The organism is Amniculibacterium sp. G2-70, assembly GCF_014353055.1.
In the GTDB taxonomy this organism is placed as follows: domain Bacteria; phylum Bacteroidota; class Bacteroidia; order Flavobacteriales; family Weeksellaceae; genus Amniculibacterium; species Amniculibacterium aquaticum.
The window spans coordinates 1075978-1091725 of sequence record NZ_CP060698.1; the positions used below are offsets into that span (position 1 = coordinate 1075978).

Here is a 15748-nt window from a genome sequence, read left to right on the forward strand (position 1 = left end):
CATTTAATCGTTCGTTTTTTGTTTATTGGCATAAATTATAAAAGCAAACATGACCACAAACATCAGTCCCAAGCAAATGGGTGTGAACAACGACAAGTCCTGTTGCTTTTCTAAAGCAACACTGAAACTTTCATAGGAAATGTTGACAAACAAAACCATGCAAAAGAAATTCAGAACCTGTACAAAAAGTGCTGTAAGATCTTTGTTTTCTCGCATTTTATCCGGAATATTAAGACCTGGAGCGTACGGATTTTGGGACAAGTAATTCATCAAAACAAACAACGCCGTGGCAATCCCCAAGAGGATAAAATACATTTTTTTATCCCCAAAGCCATCGGCTTCTCCCGAAACCCCAAAATGAGTGGGCACAATCTCTGGGAGAGAAAAGTAATTGTAGATTACAAATCCCCAGTTCGCAATTAATATGAGAATATTCAGAATAAAAAAGAATTTAGCAGTACCTTTCATTTCAGTTCAGAATTCTTTTTACAAAACGAAGTTTGTGGGTGTGTTTTTTCAAATCGACATTGTAAATTCCGGAGCTGTCCAGACTGTCTATCCTCACTTTTCCAAAACAATGAATCACTTGGTAATTGTTGAGCATGATGCCTACATGGTTGATCTGCCCCAATTCGTTTTCGAAAAAAGCCAAATCTCCGGCATCGCTTTCTCCTAAAAAATCCAAGACATCTCCTAACAAAGCTTGATCTTTTGCTTGTCTTGGCAAAAAGATGGCATTTGTCTTGAAAACCAATTGCACAAAACCATCGGCATCGCAACCAAAAACCGATCGACCACCAAAAACATAGGGTATGTTTTGCAAAACATTCGCAAGGGAAGAAATATTTTCTTTTAAATTTTCATTTTTAAAATTCGAATCCGTCTCTTCAGTTACTTCAGATCCTAGGGAGAGCAAATGCGTTCCGGACTTGGTAGCGTACCTAACACAAGGTTCTGTAACTGTATTTTTGGCAGGAGGCACCTCCAAATCGTTTAAAATAAGAGCAGACACCCAGCCTTCTGTACCATCAAAAGACAATTTTATTTTATAAAAATCGTTTTCTCTATCTAAAATTTCGCACAATTCGCCAAAAAGAATTTGAGAAACCATGGTGGATTGAGGGTTGGGCTCGGAATAGATTGGCGACAAAGAAACCGTACAGTCTGCAAGCATAAAGTAGATGTTGTGAAGTTATAGTTTTATTAAAAGATGAACCCCATCTCGAAGAGGTAAAATCAGGCTTTCGAAATCCGGGTCTTTGGCTATTTTATCATTGAGTTCTTTAATGACTTGGGTCGATTTTTGTTTGGGATTTTCTTCTAACACCTTTCCGTACCAAAGGACATTATCAAACATCACCACAGATCCTTGGTGCAGTTTGGATTTTATTTTTTCGAAGTAATTGAGGTAATTTTCTTTATCGGCATCTACAAAAACCAGGTCAAATGTCTCTTGGCAATCGTCCAAATAATCCAAAGCCTTTTGAAGTTTGAATTCGATTTGAGAAGAAAAGTCGCTTTGTGCAAAATATTTTTGCGGTAGGTACGCCAAATCTTCGTTCACATCCAAGGTGGTTATTTTGCCATCGGCAGACAATCCTTCTGCCAAACAAAGGGTTGCGTATCCTGTAAAGGTGCCTATTTCCAAAATTCTTTTGGGCTGTTTCAGCTTAGAAATCACGGACAACAACCGTCCTTGTTGGTATCCGGAAATCATGTGAGGTTGAGTCGTTTTTTGAAAAGTTTCTCTTCTCAATTTTCTTAAAAGTTCAGGTTCTTCTGAGCAATGATTTTCCAGATAGCGATCCATTGCCGGAGAGGTTTCTTCAAAAAAACTCATTGTGGTAGATTATTGTTTAAAGAAACAAAATTAGTAAAATTTAATTTTAAAAATTAATTTGAATCCCAAACTGTAACAATCGAGGATTTATTTCTGTTTTTGAAATCGTAGAACCGTAATCTTGAATATAAGTTTGGTAAAAAAATGCCTCGTTCAGGAGGTTGCTGCCGGACAAAAAGTATTTGAAATGGGATTTTTTAGGAGAAAAGTGAACAGAAAAATTCACAAACCAAAAACCTTTTTCTTGTTGCAAATCGTGCTTGTAATATTCATTGGTGAAATTTGCTGACCAAATATTGGTTTTCCACGAATAGGAAACGGTATTCTTAAAATTAATGGAGCGAAAAGAATAATCTGAATTGAATGCGGTGTTGCTATGGGCTTGTTGATAGGTAAATTCGTTTTTTAATCTAAAAGGGAAATCCAAAGCAACTTGATGAATAATATTAAATTGTAAAGTTTCTAATTCGGTTTTTTGCCAATCATTGCCATTGACCCGTGTGAAATAGTCCGACAACTGGTATTGTGTTTTCAAGGTAAATCTACTGGAAAGAAATGGTACAAATTTTTCTAAATCCAACATGAAATTATACGATTCTAAAGGACGGTTAAGCCTCGTATATTGGGTATAAATCACATTGGGATCAATTGTAAATTGCGAGGCAAACGCGTTGCTGGACTTGGTGTAGCCGGCAGACAGAATCACTTTGAACAAACTGAGAAAAGTATCATCAAAACCAAAGCCCAGTGAATAATTTTCTGAATGTTGCACATCCAAAGAAACGGTGTTACTTACTATATTTCTATTGGAAATCAGTATCGGGTTTTTGTAAATATTTTTGCTCTCTAACGGAGTTGTGTAATAGTTTCCATTGATAAACATTGAAAATCTTTTTAGGAAATTTTTGGTGAAATACACACCGGTATTGTTAAGATAAATCGCTTTGCCCAGCTCCAAATCATTCATTAATTCTTGGTATTGCATTTGGCTTTTTTGCCGAACAGAAAGACTCCATTTTGGTTTTTCAATTGTATAATCTACCCCGACATAATAGATGCTTTTATTAAAAAAAAGACGGTTGCTTATCTCTAAATCTTTAAAATATTCATCGGATAGCAAAGCACTCGAAAAAGCGTATTTTTCATTTGAAAATCCTAGCTTCGTTGTTAATTTTTCAGTTACGGAGAAGGCGTGATGCAAGATACCCTCTAGTCCATAAACGGTTTTGGAATTATCAACACTTTGAAAGCTGTTTACAAAACCTGTATTTGATGGGCTAATTACTACCTGTTGTGGCTTTTCATTGTATGCGTATAAAGCTTTCAGTTGAATTGCATTTTTGTCTAATTTAAATGTATAGACCAATTGGTTTTTAGTAAATATACTTTTGATTTTATTTTCTACATCAAGATTGTTATTAATATTGGAATAAAGCTTATTCAATGCACGATCATCTATAAAACTAAAGTCAGTGATCAATTCTACAAATTCATTTTTAGATTTATACCACTTCAGCTCAACGGTATTCAGAAAATTGAGAGGCTCTTTGGTGATCGCATTCTCATCTACGGTGTGTACAATTTGTTGGTCGGTTCTGTAGTTATTTTCAGTTAAATTATTAATCCTCACCTTGTCTTGTACCAAGGTTGATATTAATTTTAAATTAATGTTTTTATTGATCTTGAAAACGGAATTGTAGCTTCCAAATTTTTGTTGATTTCTATACACTTTGTCCAAACCAAATTGAGTATTGATGCTTGGGTTGCTAATAACATTTGGAGCTTGAAAGGCTTGGTTCAGGTATTCTTCATAGCTAAAAGAATTTCCTCCAACATTTATTGGGGATTTGTTTTCTGCAACATTATTGGCATTTGCCGTAAGAAAACTTTTAATGTTGGAATTTACCAATAACCCGTACCCTCCAAGATTGTATTTTTTATCAAAATCAGTAGAAATATTGAGCGTTGAAGAAAAGCTCGCTTTATCTTTTTTCAGTTTTAAATTTAGAGCAACTTTCCGATCCATGTTCTGTTCTTTCAGTATCGGGTTTTCCGACCAATTTTCAATGGCTTCAATCTGATCAATCACTTTGGGGTTGATGTTTCTGGTACCGGTCATATAATTAGAATTGAACAGATTGGTACCGTCCAGCATAACTGCGACCACCGTTTTTCCTTTGAATTCGACAGCTCCAGATTCATTTACTTTTATGCCCGGTAGTTTTTTCAATACCTCTTCTACATTGGACTCGGTGCCGTCCATAAAGTTTTCAGTATTATAGACCACTGTATCTTTTTTTATGACCACTGGTTTTCTCAGAGATTTTATCACCACCTCTTCTATTGCTTTCGTCTTTTGCACCAATTTGAAATCTGCAAAATATTCAGATTTATCCTTTGTGAAATTAATAAAAACACTGTCCGACTTGCAACCAACCGCAGATGCCGTCAATTGTACTTTTTCAAATTTCGAATTAGAAACTTGGAAAGTATATTTTCCATTTGCATTCGTAAAAGCATAACTTAACTGATCATCGAATTTCAACAATAGCCGTGCTCTATTTATTGGTTTGTTTTGTTCATCTTTTACATATCCCACAAAAGAAAATTGCCCATAACATTGAGCAATTGAAACCATAAAACAGAGTATGTAGATTAAAAATCTCGGCATTTACTTATTTTCAGGATAGCAAAAACAAAAGTCGAAGGACAAGCTTGCTGTACAAGAAGGGCCGTTAATTATCGTAGGGTCGGTATTTTTTTCTTTATTTTCCAAATAAGAATTTTTCAAAAAGTTCATTTCGGTTTTTGATACATTACGATACATTTCATCGTAGGAAATAAACTTAAATTCGGGTCTTGAAAAAGGAAAATACAATTTATCTTTCAAAGATTTTTCCGAATATTCCATCGAGTTCAACTTGAATTCATAAACCGTCTTGGTGCAAGAAGTGGCTTTCCCTTCTACAATTAAGCCCGGAAGACCGTGCAATTTATATGGCCCTTCGGAGATGGGGATGGTCTCGTCGTACCAAGCTTCCCAATCAAAATCCCGCCAATGCGCTTTTGCCAATTTATATGTTTTGTTATTTACGATTTTGGTTTCTTTTTCCAAATTCCAAGGGATGATATCCACCGAATCTTTCACAACATATTCTCCACCTTTATATCCAACAGCCCGCCCGTAAATTTCGTTTTTATTAAAATCTTTATAGACAGACATTCTATCGTTATACACCCGTCCAGGATATTTTTCTTGAGCCTTATCGTAATATATTGTAAATCGAGAAACTCCATTTTCTATAAATAATTTACAATCCACTTTCGGAGCCTCCTCGATCTGATGCGTGTTGTTGTATCGAATTTCAAGGATGTAATTTGCAACTATTCCACCGTTCATTTGCCCATAAATACGGCCAAATGAAAAAACCAACATTGAAAAGATAAATAAATTTCTAATCATAAATTTTATTCTAAATCCTGAACTTCTTTTATTGCTTTTTGTACAGCAGATTTCAAACATTTATTCTTACTGTCTTGTTCAGCAGCAATAGTAGCATTTGCACAATTACCATCGGTCGATGTTGCAGTACCCACAACTTCTTTCCCGGTTTCGTAACAACACCTGCTTACCGTTACTGTACAAGTTTCTAATGCAGAATTTTCTTTTGACTGCACATTGTTGTTCGCAAAAGATAAAATGGAAGCCGTTGTTAGCACAAATGTAAAACAAATCTTTTTCTTAATGAGTTCATTTAAAATTATTTGCGCTAAAATTAAAATTAAGCAAATAAAATCCATTAAAAACAAATTCTACCCCGTAATTTAGACCGGTTATAGATAAAAAAATCAGGATTGCACTTTCGTACAATCCTGATGGATATTCATTTAATAGAAATTTCTATTTTTTGTTTTTATAAAAATTCACTGCACATTCCAAGAAGTTTTTAAATTTCTCTTTGTCCATATATCCTCCAACCGGCGTGTTGATCAGTTGTCCGTCCGGAGTTACCAATACATAATGAGGTTGGGTATATTCTTGGAAATTCACTTTTTGGAATTGGGACCAACGATCTCCAATGGTCTTAATTTTTTGTTTTTGACCACCACCAAGGTCGATAGAGACTTGTTCGTTTTCAGGCAATTCTTCCTTGTCATCTACATAAAGCGAAGCCAAAACCACTTCGTTTTGAAGGATAGGCAAGATGTCCGGTTCGGACCAAACAAACTCTTCCATTTTTCTACAATTTTCGCAACCGTAACCGGTAAAGTCTATCAATAAAGGTTTGTTTTCTTTTTTCGCAATTTCCAATGCTTTGAAATAATCGTGTTCCGGGTGCATTCCTAAAATTCCATCGCCTTCTTTGTGGAAATAACTTACATTAAGCGGAGGCAAAATCCCTGAAAGCATTTGTAATTTTGGTCTGTCCGAAGGCACCAAACCTTGTACCAAATACACAACAAAACCAAGACCTAAAAAGCCTAAAACCTTTCTGGTAGTGGAAATTTTTGCATTTTTATCATCGTGTGGAAATTTAATTTTACCCAAAAGATACAATGCTAAACCGAGAGCGATCACGATCCAAATGGCAATGAACAATTCTCTCTTCAACAAGAAAGTTTTAGAAACCAAATCCGCTTTGGAAAGGAATTTCAGTGCCAATCCCAACTCGATAAACCCTAATACTACTTTTACGGTATTCATCCAACCACCCGATTTTGGAAGGCTTTGCAAGGCTTGTGGGAAAAGCGCCAACGCTCCGAAAATTATGGCCCATGCCAAGCCGAAACCGGCCAATGCAAAAGTAAGCATCATCGGTACATCCGACGATCCTGAAACTGCCGTACCCAACAAGCTCCCCAAAATTGGACCCGTACACGAGAACGAAACAATTACCAAAGTAAGAGCCATGAAGAAAATCCCGATGATACCACCTGCTTCTTCTGCCTTTGCAGATTTATTTGCAATAGAACTAGGAAGGGTAATTTCGTAATATCCGAAGAACGATCCTGCAAAGAAAATAAAGATGATGAAGAAGAAAATATTCAACCCAACAGAAGTTGATATTTGGTTGAAAATATTCCCCGCAATTCCATCAATAATGTGGAACGGCACAGAAAGCAATACGAAAATCAACAAGATGAACAATCCGTACAACAGGGCATCTCTCCTACCTTTTGCTTTGTTTTTTGTCCCTTTGGTAAAGAAAGAAACCGTCAGCGGAATCATTGGGAAAACACAAGGCGTAAGCAACGCAATCAATCCGCCCAAGAATCCTAAAAACAAATACATGATGTTGCTTTGGGATTTTTCTTCTTTTGCCACACCGCAATTGGTCAAAGGATTTTCCAAATCGATGGAAGATATTTTTAGATCTTTAGGATTGTTGGCTTCCGCAGGTGCAGTAGCCACAGCAAGACTGTCCTGAGCAGAGGAATCTGCAACAATTTTGGTAGCTGCAACTGCCGCCAACGAGTCGGTATTTTCTACTTTATTATCGGCAAGCGTTTCGCCTCCTTTTGGACTAATTTTTTGTTCGAATTCTAAAGTTTTGGGTGCAAAACAAACTTTATCGTCACAAGATTGATAGGTGATTTCCGAAACTATATTTGCCGGTTTGGTTTCGTTTTTCAGTTTAAATTTCTGTTTGAACGCTACCGTTCCGGAGTAATTGGCCACTTCGCCACCGAAAGCTTCAGAAAATTCTTTGTGTAATTTTCCCACTTCGACAATACCGCCCACCAAGATTATACCTTCTTTTGAGGTCACCTTCATCTCGGTTGGGATTACCGTATCGGGAGAATTGTCCTTGGAGTTGATGTGAAAACCCTTGTCGATAACAGCAGTTAAAACCGCTTCGTATTGGTTATTCCCCAAATCATTTACTTTATACGACATTTTTACCGGATCTTTCCCCTGAGCCAACAGCAAGGAAAAAGCAAACGATAAAATAAGCATAAAAAATTGCTTCAATTTCATTATAGAACTATTTATTACTTTGTTATGATAATTTTATACGGTTAATTTTTGCTTAAAACCAAACGCTTAAAAGGGATTTTACCCCAAGAAAAGCTTCAATTCTTTAGCATTTTTGCAATTCGCCAGAAATCTCGCATCTTGCCTTAAAGGCAAAACACCTAATACACAATCACTTGCGTCCGACAGAAGCCAAATTTTTGACTTCGCTAAAATAGAGATTTTTTCGTCTTTAAAAAATTTAGAAACTTTCTTTTTTCCTTTCATTCCTTTTGGGAAAAAGACATCGTCGGATTTCATCTTTCTCAACCGGAGCGGAAAGGTAATTTTTGAAGCATCTAATGACCAATAATCTGAAAACAAATTTTGTCTTTCCAAAATAAAAATGGGATCGATATACTTTTCTAAAGAAATCTGAAAACCGAGGTGTTGAAGTTCCTGAAATGTACGGATCAAAATAATTTCAGAAGAATCTACCAAAATTTCGTTTGTCGTTTCAGAAATCAAAAGCAATTCTCGATCTATGGTTAGTTGGAAATCTTGAGTGTAAAATACAGCTCCCACTTGAGCCGTAAAAATCTTATCCATTTCCTGCGGAGACGAAAACCCAAAACGATGCAGCAAGTTAAATTTCACAAAATCGGATTGCGCTTTCAACCATTTTTTGTTGATGACTTTGCACCCGTCTTTTTCAAGTACATTTTCAGAGAAAATAACCTCCAATTGTTGGCTTACAAAATCTTGGGCATCCGACAAATACTGTACGCTTTTGGAAAAATTTTGAACGAATTTGGGTTCTATCTTTTCCAATTCGGGGACAATTGTATTTCGGAGTTTATTTCTCAGGTAATCGTTTTTTTGGTTGGATGCATCTTCTCGAAAAACGATGTTGTTCAGTTTTGCAAATTCGTAGATTTCGTTTTTGGTAAATTTAAGCAGCGGTCTGTAGATGGAATTTTCATTTTTCGGAATTCCGGAAAGCCCCTTCAGTCCAGAACCTCTGGAAAGATTGATGAGAAACGACTCCAAATCGTCATTCAGATGATGAGCCGTCATCAAACCAAAAAGATTTTCTTCGAGAATAATTTCACTGAAAAAGCAATATCGGAGGTCTCTTGCCCAAAGTTGTATCGACTTTTCCGGCTTTTCATCTTTTGCGCTCACCTCATAGACATGAAGCGGGATGTTGTTGGTTCTGCAAAAATCGCCAACCACTTCCCTATCAAGATCCGAAGCTTCGCCACGAAGTTTGTAATTGACATGAGCCACCTGAAAATGGGCTCCAAGCACTTGCATCAAAAAAGCCAACACCATGGAATCAGCTCCACCGCTAACCGCCAACAAAAATTGCTTCTCCTTGAAGTTCGGGAGAAGTTTTTCTAAATTTTTAGTGAAGGAATCTAAGTTTAGCAAGGTTTTTGATACTTAAAGAAAATTCCGGACAAAGATACGGTTTCTACAGAACCTTTTAGTAACTTTGGTCACTACATCACAAACAAACCATTAAAAATAATCATAATGAAAATTGTAAAAATTTTTGCAATAGGAATTGCCGCTTTATCTCTTACAAGTTGCGTTTCTAAAAAACAATTTGACGCTCTGAACTCCAACTACAAACAATGCATAGACAATGTTGCCGAAAGACAAAGAGAAATCCAAGATCTGAAATCGGCTAATTCCGGATTAAAAAGTGAAAACAACTTGTTAAAAGATCAAAACAACGCGTTGAAAACTTCTTTGGATGCTTGTCTTACCAACACCGGAAAAGGATCTGCAAACATCGACAAGTTGATCGGAGAGATCAATGCATCCAACTCTTACATTAAAGAATTGATTGCCGGAAAAACGAAAAACGACAGCCTAAACTTGGCTCTTTCCAACAAATTGAAAAGATCTTTGGACAATGTACAGGATAAAGATGTGGATGTAAAAGTACTGAAAGGCGTGGTAATGATCTCGCTTTCCGACAATATGCTGTACAAAACCGGCGACTACAACATCCAGTCAACCGCGAAAGAAGTTTTGGGCAAAGTTGCAAAAGTGATCAACGATTATGACACTTATTCTGTATTAATTGAAGGAAACACGGACAATGTACCGTTGAACTCCAACAACTTACCAAAAGACAACTGGGATCTTTCTGCACTGAGAGCGACCTCTATGGCAAAGGTTTTGCAAACCGAGTTTGGGGTAAACCCGAGCAGAATTACTGCAGGAGGTAGAAGTGAGTACAATCCTAAAACAACCAATGCTTCCATTTCCGGTAGAGCCGAAAACAGAAGAACGGAAATCATCATCATGCCGAAGTTGGATGAGTTTATGAAACTGATGGACATTGCTCCGGTTAAGAAATAAAAACTATTTTTCGAAATACACTTAAAAAGAAACCTTGCTCGAATGTGTAGAGCAAGGTTTTTTTTTGTGATGTAAGTGAAAAAAAATTTGAAATATTAATTGGCTTTCTTTAAAAGAATAAGCTTCACTTTTTTATTCCCTATTTTCTCTTCTTGTACAAGCTTGTTAACCGAAGCAAGATTAAAGGATACGACACTGCATTTTGTGCCTTTTGAATATTTTTCATCGTGATTATAGTCATCGTTTATGAAACGAATGTTCTCACAATTGAGATAAAGGGCCTTGTTTTTATATTCCCATTTTCCATGAGAAATTTGTGCACAAGTGGTATATTGATAAGTCCCATCTTCCATCAATTTCAAGCTCAACCCCTTTACGAATACACCATAATAATATAAATTAAACGAATTGACTTTTGGAGATGCGTATTCACCAACAAGATTTTTGCTTTCTTGACCTGAACCGAGAAAACCGAGAAATAACAGAAAAAATAAGGGCTTCATATTTATAAAAAATATTTATCATGATTATACTCTTCTATTTTAAGCATTGAATTAATTTAACCTTTCAAAATGAGTATTTGCTTCTTTTAAAACATAATTAACAAATGTACAATTCACAGTTTTATCCAAAGGATTTTTACTTCTAATTTCTATATTATACTTTCCAAGGAACCCATATTTACCTTCACTTTCAATACAAAATTCATTAGAAAAATCACCAATCGTAGTTCCTTTTGCAATAAAAAAAGTTTTCATATCTGTTTGGATAGACTGGTTACTTTGACTAAAAAACGAAACCTGTTCTATTTTAACTTCATAGTCCTTATTCTTCAACACAAAAGTCGGAGCATTCCTCAGTTCATAACTTACCAACAACCCCATTATTGTAAGAAAATTAACCATTGAGTGAAGTAAAATACTATAAAACAATCCAAAATTCTTTACAACCCAAATTAAAATCAACCCACCTCCAAACTTAGATACCATTCCGAAAAAAGTATTTACAAGAAGAAAATCATCTATTGAATAATGCAAAATACTAAAGATAAAAGTACTTAAATAACAAATAATTTTGCTTTTGTTTTTATATCTATATAAATACAAAAAATAAAGTAAAAAAGGAATAACATAATAGCTTTCATTAATTAAAACATAAGCTAAACTCCCTATAACAAAAATAATTTGAAATATTTTTTTTGAGGTAAAAATCCCTCTAAACACAACTTCTTCCAAAAGTGGAAAAAGAGAAAAGGCCAACACAAGTTGAATACCGCTCATTCCACTAACCCTTCTTAACATAGCAGATTCATCATTTCCGCTAACAAAATAATTATATACACTTATTAATATAAAAGAAGTAAATAGCAAAGCAATACCTTGCAATAACAATTGATAATCCTTTTTTTCTTTTATTATTACTTTCGAACTGTTCAATACCGTCTCCATACGCAAAATAAGGATATTCTTCATTGAATATCCTTTGATTAAATTAGTTAAATAAAAATTAATAACAAATAACAGTGCATGTAGATCCAGTTTGAATACCAAATAAACCAGTTTCCACAGTATAAATCATGATACCTCCGTTTTCACAATTAGCTAATGCTTTTTGACAATCGCTTTTTGTCCCGTCTTCATACCTAATTAGATTGTCTAATATCCAAAGTACAACCTCAACAATAATAGGCCATGCATTTGGTCCTAACCTAGAAGAAGTCATCAACCCATTAATTTGCTTACCATCACTTGTTTTCACATCAAAAATCGTCTTCTCTCCTATATTTTTAAAATTATATAATTTGATAAAATCTGTACCATTCTTATGTCTAACCATTACCTCTCCATTAATATCTTTTGTGTCTTCAACTTCAAAATTATCAAAATTCGAAAGAGCTACATCGTTTTTCCATACTTGATTTTCATAAACATGAGTCTTAGTCCCATCATTATTAAAATTATAATCACCATATTCCAATTCAAATGCATGTACCTCCCTATTTGTAGATATTACTTCTGATTTACCAAGAACCTCTTTCTCAAATGATAAATTGCTATCCGTTGATCTACAAGACACCATTAACATTGCAGTTAATAAGCTACACATAACAGCTTTTTTCATACCAATAAAAACATTCCCCTTTTACAGCACTATGCCACTTAGGAAGACTTGGGACATTTGATTTTTTTTAAGTTAGTCGCCTCCCATTATTTAATATTCAAGTCCACATCCATAGTTGGTGATCCTTCATCGTTACAAAATCCGATATCCGCGGCATCGAACTTGATAGAAACCATCACTTCAACGAAATAAACAATAGCCTTAAACAATTGTGCAAAGCAAAAAAAAAAAAAAAACAATACACAAATTATTTTTGTAAATTTTAAGAAAAAATATTTAAAACATCGCCCAATTTAACATGATGTCAACCGATAATTGATTGTTTTGTTCTGATTTTCACAATTCGTAAATTGTTCTATTTTTGAAAAATTCTATTTCAGAAAATAATTTCATTCGAACGATAAGTTGCTTAAAAAAAACAATGAATCAAACAAACCATAAAAAAGGCAAGCACTGAAATCCTAGCCCAGATTGCAGCGGCATCCTTTTGTGGAGCTTTGCGGAACAAAAGATAGAGCGAAAAGCTGGACCACTAGTGAAAGAATTTCTACAATTGAAGCTCCTAAAAGCAAAAGGAATAGGTCGGATAGATGACTTTTATTAAATTTGTGAAAAACAACAGCGATGTTACATTACGAAATAAGTGGCAACGGCACGGAAAACCTGGTCCTGCTGCACGGTTTTTTGGAGAACTCCAACATGTGGGTCGATATGGAACCCACCTTGTCTTCAAAATTCAAAATCATAAAAATAGACCTTCCGGGACATGGGAAAAGTCCAAAAATTGCCGAGGTACAAACGATGGATTTGATGGCCAAAAAAGTGAACGAAACTTTGGAAGTTTTGGGCATAAATCACTTTCATCTTTTAGGACATTCCATGGGCGGTTATGTTACCTTGGCCTACACGGATCTTTTTGCGGGAAAAGTAAAAAGTTTAACTTTATTTTTCTCCACTTTTTTTGCGGACAACGAGGAGAAAAAAGAACAGAGAAGAAAAAGCTATCGCATTATAGAAGAGGCATTTCCCCATTATGTTAGAGCGGGAATCCCGAATTATTTCAACAGTTATGAATGGGATCGCTTGGAAGGTAAAATAAACCAAGCCAAGACCATTGCTTTGGAAACAGACCCATTGGGAGCTTTGGCTTGCGCCAAAGGTATGGTGGCGAGAGCGGATAAAACGATTGTTTTGGAAGAATACGAGGGTAGAATTTTGGTAATCTGTGGCAAACACGACACAGCGGTACATACCGAAAAAACAATCCGTGCATTACCCGACAGAAGCAACATAAAATCCTATGTCTTAGATTGTGGCCACAGTGGACATTGGGAAAAACCGGAGATATGCACAGCCATCATCAACACGGAGTTGTTGCACCACTTACCTAAAAAGTTGGTGATGTAGGTTGCCTGACTGTTATTTTTTTAACACTTTCACAAAAAGAACTGTATAAAAGTTGTGTAATTAAAAAAAAAATAGCTTTGTTGAATTAACAAAAAAAAACAGAAAAATGAAAAAATTATTATTTACCACACTAATGATTGCGGGCACAACATGCGGATTTGCTAAAACGAAAATCGACATTAAAAGCACGAAGCAAACCCAAGATCCAGTACCTTGTACCGTATCTGTTACCAAACATTGCGAAGGCGTCAATAAAAAAGTAACCAGCACAAGAACAGACACTGGTGGCGATTGCGAGATCACTGAAAAAGTGAATTTTCAGGAAATATGAAAAAGAAGGAGTTGAAATCTTAGGATTTTAGCTCCTTTTTTTGTACCTTGATAAGGTCTTTTAAAGATAAAGAATGTTAGTCCAACAGCAAAAGATTCAGTTTAGTTCTTATTCCGATTTGTATGATTTAATCGTTCCGAAAGAAAATCTTCTTCGAAAAATTAATGATTTGATAGATTTTTCCTTCATCTACGATGAACTGTTGAATAAGTATTGTTTGAACAATGGTCGCAATGCGGAAAGTCCGGTGAAGATGTTCAAATACCTTTTGTTGAAAAGCATTTACTCGGTTTCTGATGTAGATGTGGTAGAGCGTTCCCGCTATGATATGTCTTTCAAATATTTTTTAGATATGGCTCCCGAAGATGATGTGATAAACCCCAGTTCACTTACAAAATTCAGGAAATTACGCTTGAAAGATACCGATTTGTTGAACCTTCTAATTGGTAAAACGGTAACGATAGCGATCGATAAAGGCATTATTAAATCCAGATCCATTATTGTGGACGCTACACATACTTTATCTAGATCGAATCCATTTTCAAGCATAGAAGTACTGAGAGAGCGTTCGAGATTAGTTCGTAAAACGGTTTATCAATTTGATGAAAACTTCAAATCAAAAATGCCGGTCAAGAATACTGAAAACGATCTGAACAAAGAATTGGCTTATTGTAGAGAACTTGAAAAATGCATAGAAGATGAGCCATCAATAAGTGAGATTCCGGCAGTGAAAGAGAAATTAAATCTTTTGAGGGAAACAGCCGAAGACACCGATGAACAGCTAACTTTCTCAAAAGACACGGATGCCAAAATCGGACATAAATCCGCAGACAGTTCCTTTTTCGGTTACAAAACACATTTGGCGATGAGTGAAGAGCGGATTATCACCGCAGCAGTGGTAACTTCGGGAGAAAAAGGAGACGGGCCTGAATTGCCAAAATTACTGCAAATGAGCCAAGACAACGGAATGGAAGTGGAAACCATCATTGGCGATTCGGCTTATAGTGGAAAAGAAAATCTGAAAATTGCCAGCGAACAGGATATAAAAATTGTTGCAAAGTTAAATCCATCCATTACACAAGGATGTAGGAAAGAAAAAGACCAGTTTGATTACAATAAGGATGCTGACAGATTTGTTTGTCCTGCCGGGCATTTAGCCATCAGAAAAGCCCATCAGAACAGAAAGAATGTCGGCAAAAATCAAGCTGATGTATATTATTTTGATGTTGAAAAATGTAAAGTTTGCCCATTAAGAGAAGGTTGTTACAAAGACGGAGCAAAATCTAAAACCTACTCGGTTTCTATAAAATCAGAATTACACCAAGAACAGATGGCTTTTCAGGAAAGTGATTATTACAAAGAAAAGTCGAAACACCGGTATAAAATTGAAGCCAAAAACAGTGAACTTAAAAATGTTCATGGTTACAAAAGAGCCACTTCTTATGGAATAGAAAACATGCAAATGCAGGGAGCATTGGCTATTTTCGCAGTCAATTTGAAGAGGATCCTGAAATTAATCTAAGAAAAAGAGAACAAAATCATCATCTTTAAAACTCAGCTCCAATTAAATCAAAACAAGCTTTACAAAACCCATTAAATTTAGAACTCCAAAAAATGTAAAGAGCTTATTACCGATTTTAAAGTCGTGTAATAAGCTCTTAATTCTTGTCTGAAATTAAATCTTATTCAAAATGAAGATGGTTTTTCAGTGACCTCG

At 35.4% G+C, this 15748-nt stretch carries 15 protein-coding genes; 4 read left to right on the plus strand and 11 right to left on the minus strand.

The window, feature by feature from the left end:
- Positions 1–3: 3 nt before the first annotated feature.
- The 8 genes from H9Q20_RS04940 to tilS all read right to left on the minus strand — a co-directional run bounded on the left by H9Q20_RS04940 (position 4) and on the right by tilS (position 9230).
- Positions 4–468, minus strand: coding sequence for a DUF1648 domain-containing protein (locus tag H9Q20_RS04940; protein ID WP_124639474.1), 465 nt, complete (start codon positions 466–468; stop codon positions 4–6).
- A 1-nt stretch (position 469) separates the two neighbouring features.
- Entirely contained in the window at positions 470–1174 is a 705-nt protein-coding gene (locus H9Q20_RS04945; protein WP_187478419.1) for an NlpC/P60 family protein, read from the minus strand.
- An 18-nt stretch (positions 1175–1192) separates the two neighbouring features.
- Positions 1193–1840 (minus strand): O-methyltransferase, encoded by a 648-nt coding sequence (locus tag H9Q20_RS04950; protein WP_124639470.1) that lies wholly within the window; start codon positions 1838–1840, stop codon positions 1193–1195.
- A gap of 46 nt (positions 1841–1886) precedes the next feature.
- Positions 1887–4511, minus strand: a complete 2625-nt coding sequence (locus H9Q20_RS04955; RefSeq protein WP_187478420.1) for a carboxypeptidase-like regulatory domain-containing protein — start codon at positions 4509–4511, stop codon at positions 1887–1889.
- Positions 4512–5303, minus strand: a complete 792-nt coding sequence (locus H9Q20_RS04960; protein ID WP_187478421.1) for a GLPGLI family protein — start codon at positions 5301–5303, stop codon at positions 4512–4514.
- Positions 5304–5308: 5 nt separating this feature from the next.
- The gene (locus H9Q20_RS04965) at positions 5309–5560 is read right to left on the minus strand and encodes a hypothetical protein (RefSeq protein WP_187478422.1); all 252 of its coding nucleotides are present in this window, start codon (positions 5558–5560) and stop codon (positions 5309–5311) included.
- 181 nt (positions 5561–5741) lie between these two features.
- A complete protein-coding gene (locus tag H9Q20_RS04970) occupies positions 5742–7820 on the minus strand; it encodes a protein-disulfide reductase DsbD family protein (protein WP_124639462.1) in 2079 nt (692 codons plus the stop codon).
- Positions 7821–7898: 78 nt separating this feature from the next.
- A complete protein-coding gene (tilS, locus tag H9Q20_RS04975) occupies positions 7899–9230 on the minus strand; it encodes a tRNA lysidine(34) synthetase TilS (protein ID WP_124639460.1) in 1332 nt (443 codons plus the stop codon).
- Positions 9231–9335: 105 nt separating this feature from the next.
- On the opposite strand from tilS, the gene H9Q20_RS04980 reads away from it, so the two are divergent.
- Entirely contained in the window at positions 9336–10172 is an 837-nt protein-coding gene (locus tag H9Q20_RS04980; protein ID WP_124639458.1) for an OmpA family protein, read from the plus strand.
- Between the two features lie 95 nt (positions 10173–10267).
- Here the strand turns inward: H9Q20_RS04980 and H9Q20_RS04985 are convergent, their stop codons facing one another.
- From H9Q20_RS04985 to H9Q20_RS04995, 3 genes are read right to left on the minus strand one after another with little or no spacing between them, the layout of a single operon-like run.
- Complete coding sequence (locus tag H9Q20_RS04985) at positions 10268–10675, minus strand: hypothetical protein (RefSeq protein ID WP_187478423.1); 408 nt, start codon at positions 10673–10675, stop codon at positions 10268–10270.
- 51 nt (positions 10676–10726) lie between these two features.
- On the minus strand, positions 10727–11644 hold the full coding sequence (locus H9Q20_RS04990) for a CPBP family intramembrane glutamic endopeptidase (RefSeq protein WP_187478424.1): 918 nt from the start codon (positions 11642–11644) through the stop codon (positions 10727–10729).
- Between the two features lie 34 nt (positions 11645–11678).
- Positions 11679–12293: a hypothetical protein gene (locus H9Q20_RS04995; RefSeq protein WP_187478425.1), complete on the minus strand. Its 615-nt coding sequence runs from the start codon at positions 12291–12293 to the stop codon at positions 11679–11681.
- A 624-nt stretch (positions 12294–12917) separates the two neighbouring features.
- On the opposite strand from H9Q20_RS04995, the gene H9Q20_RS05000 reads away from it, so the two are divergent.
- The 3 genes from H9Q20_RS05000 (at position 12918) to H9Q20_RS05010 (ending at position 15553) form a co-directional block, all read left to right on the plus strand.
- Complete coding sequence (locus H9Q20_RS05000; protein ID WP_187478426.1) at positions 12918–13700, plus strand: alpha/beta fold hydrolase; 783 nt, start codon at positions 12918–12920, stop codon at positions 13698–13700.
- Between the two features lie 106 nt (positions 13701–13806).
- Positions 13807–14031, plus strand: a complete 225-nt coding sequence (locus H9Q20_RS05005; RefSeq protein ID WP_187478427.1) for a hypothetical protein — start codon at positions 13807–13809, stop codon at positions 14029–14031.
- 73 nt (positions 14032–14104) lie between these two features.
- Complete coding sequence (locus H9Q20_RS05010) at positions 14105–15553, plus strand: IS1182 family transposase (RefSeq protein ID WP_187477341.1); 1449 nt, start codon at positions 14105–14107, stop codon at positions 15551–15553.
- Positions 15554–15748 lie beyond the last annotated feature (195 nt).

Bases quoted from the DNA above. Each gene is read 5' to 3' on its own strand.
- H9Q20_RS05010 (WP_187477341.1), top strand. From the start codon at position 14,105: ATGTTAGTCCAACAGCAAAAGATTCAGTTTAGTTCTTATTCCGATTTG.
- H9Q20_RS04960 (WP_187478421.1), bottom strand. From the start codon at position 5,303: ATGATTAGAAATTTATTTATCTTTTCAATGTTGGTTTTTTCATTTGGC.
- H9Q20_RS04985 (WP_187478423.1), bottom strand. From the start codon at position 10,675: ATGAAGCCCTTATTTTTTCTGTTATTTCTCGGTTTTCTCGGTTCAGGT.
- H9Q20_RS04995 (WP_187478425.1), bottom strand. From the start codon at position 12,293: ATGAAAAAAGCTGTTATGTGTAGCTTATTAACTGCAATGTTAATGGTG.
- H9Q20_RS05000 (WP_187478426.1), top strand. From the start codon at position 12,918: ATGTTACATTACGAAATAAGTGGCAACGGCACGGAAAACCTGGTCCTG.
- H9Q20_RS04950 (WP_124639470.1), bottom strand. From the start codon at position 1,840: ATGAGTTTTTTTGAAGAAACCTCTCCGGCAATGGATCGCTATCTGGAA.
- H9Q20_RS04990 (WP_187478424.1), bottom strand. From the start codon at position 11,644: ATGAAGAATATCCTTATTTTGCGTATGGAGACGGTATTGAACAGTTCG.
- H9Q20_RS04945 (WP_187478419.1), bottom strand. From the start codon at position 1,174: ATGCTTGCAGACTGTACGGTTTCTTTGTCGCCAATCTATTCCGAGCCC.
- H9Q20_RS04980 (WP_124639458.1), top strand. From the start codon at position 9,336: ATGAAAATTGTAAAAATTTTTGCAATAGGAATTGCCGCTTTATCTCTT.
- H9Q20_RS04970 (WP_124639462.1), bottom strand. From the start codon at position 7,820: ATGAAATTGAAGCAATTTTTTATGCTTATTTTATCGTTTGCTTTTTCC.
- H9Q20_RS04955 (WP_187478420.1), bottom strand. From the start codon at position 4,511: ATGCCGAGATTTTTAATCTACATACTCTGTTTTATGGTTTCAATTGCT.
- H9Q20_RS04940 (WP_124639474.1), bottom strand. From the start codon at position 468: ATGAAAGGTACTGCTAAATTCTTTTTTATTCTGAATATTCTCATATTA.
- H9Q20_RS05005 (WP_187478427.1), top strand. From the start codon at position 13,807: ATGAAAAAATTATTATTTACCACACTAATGATTGCGGGCACAACATGC.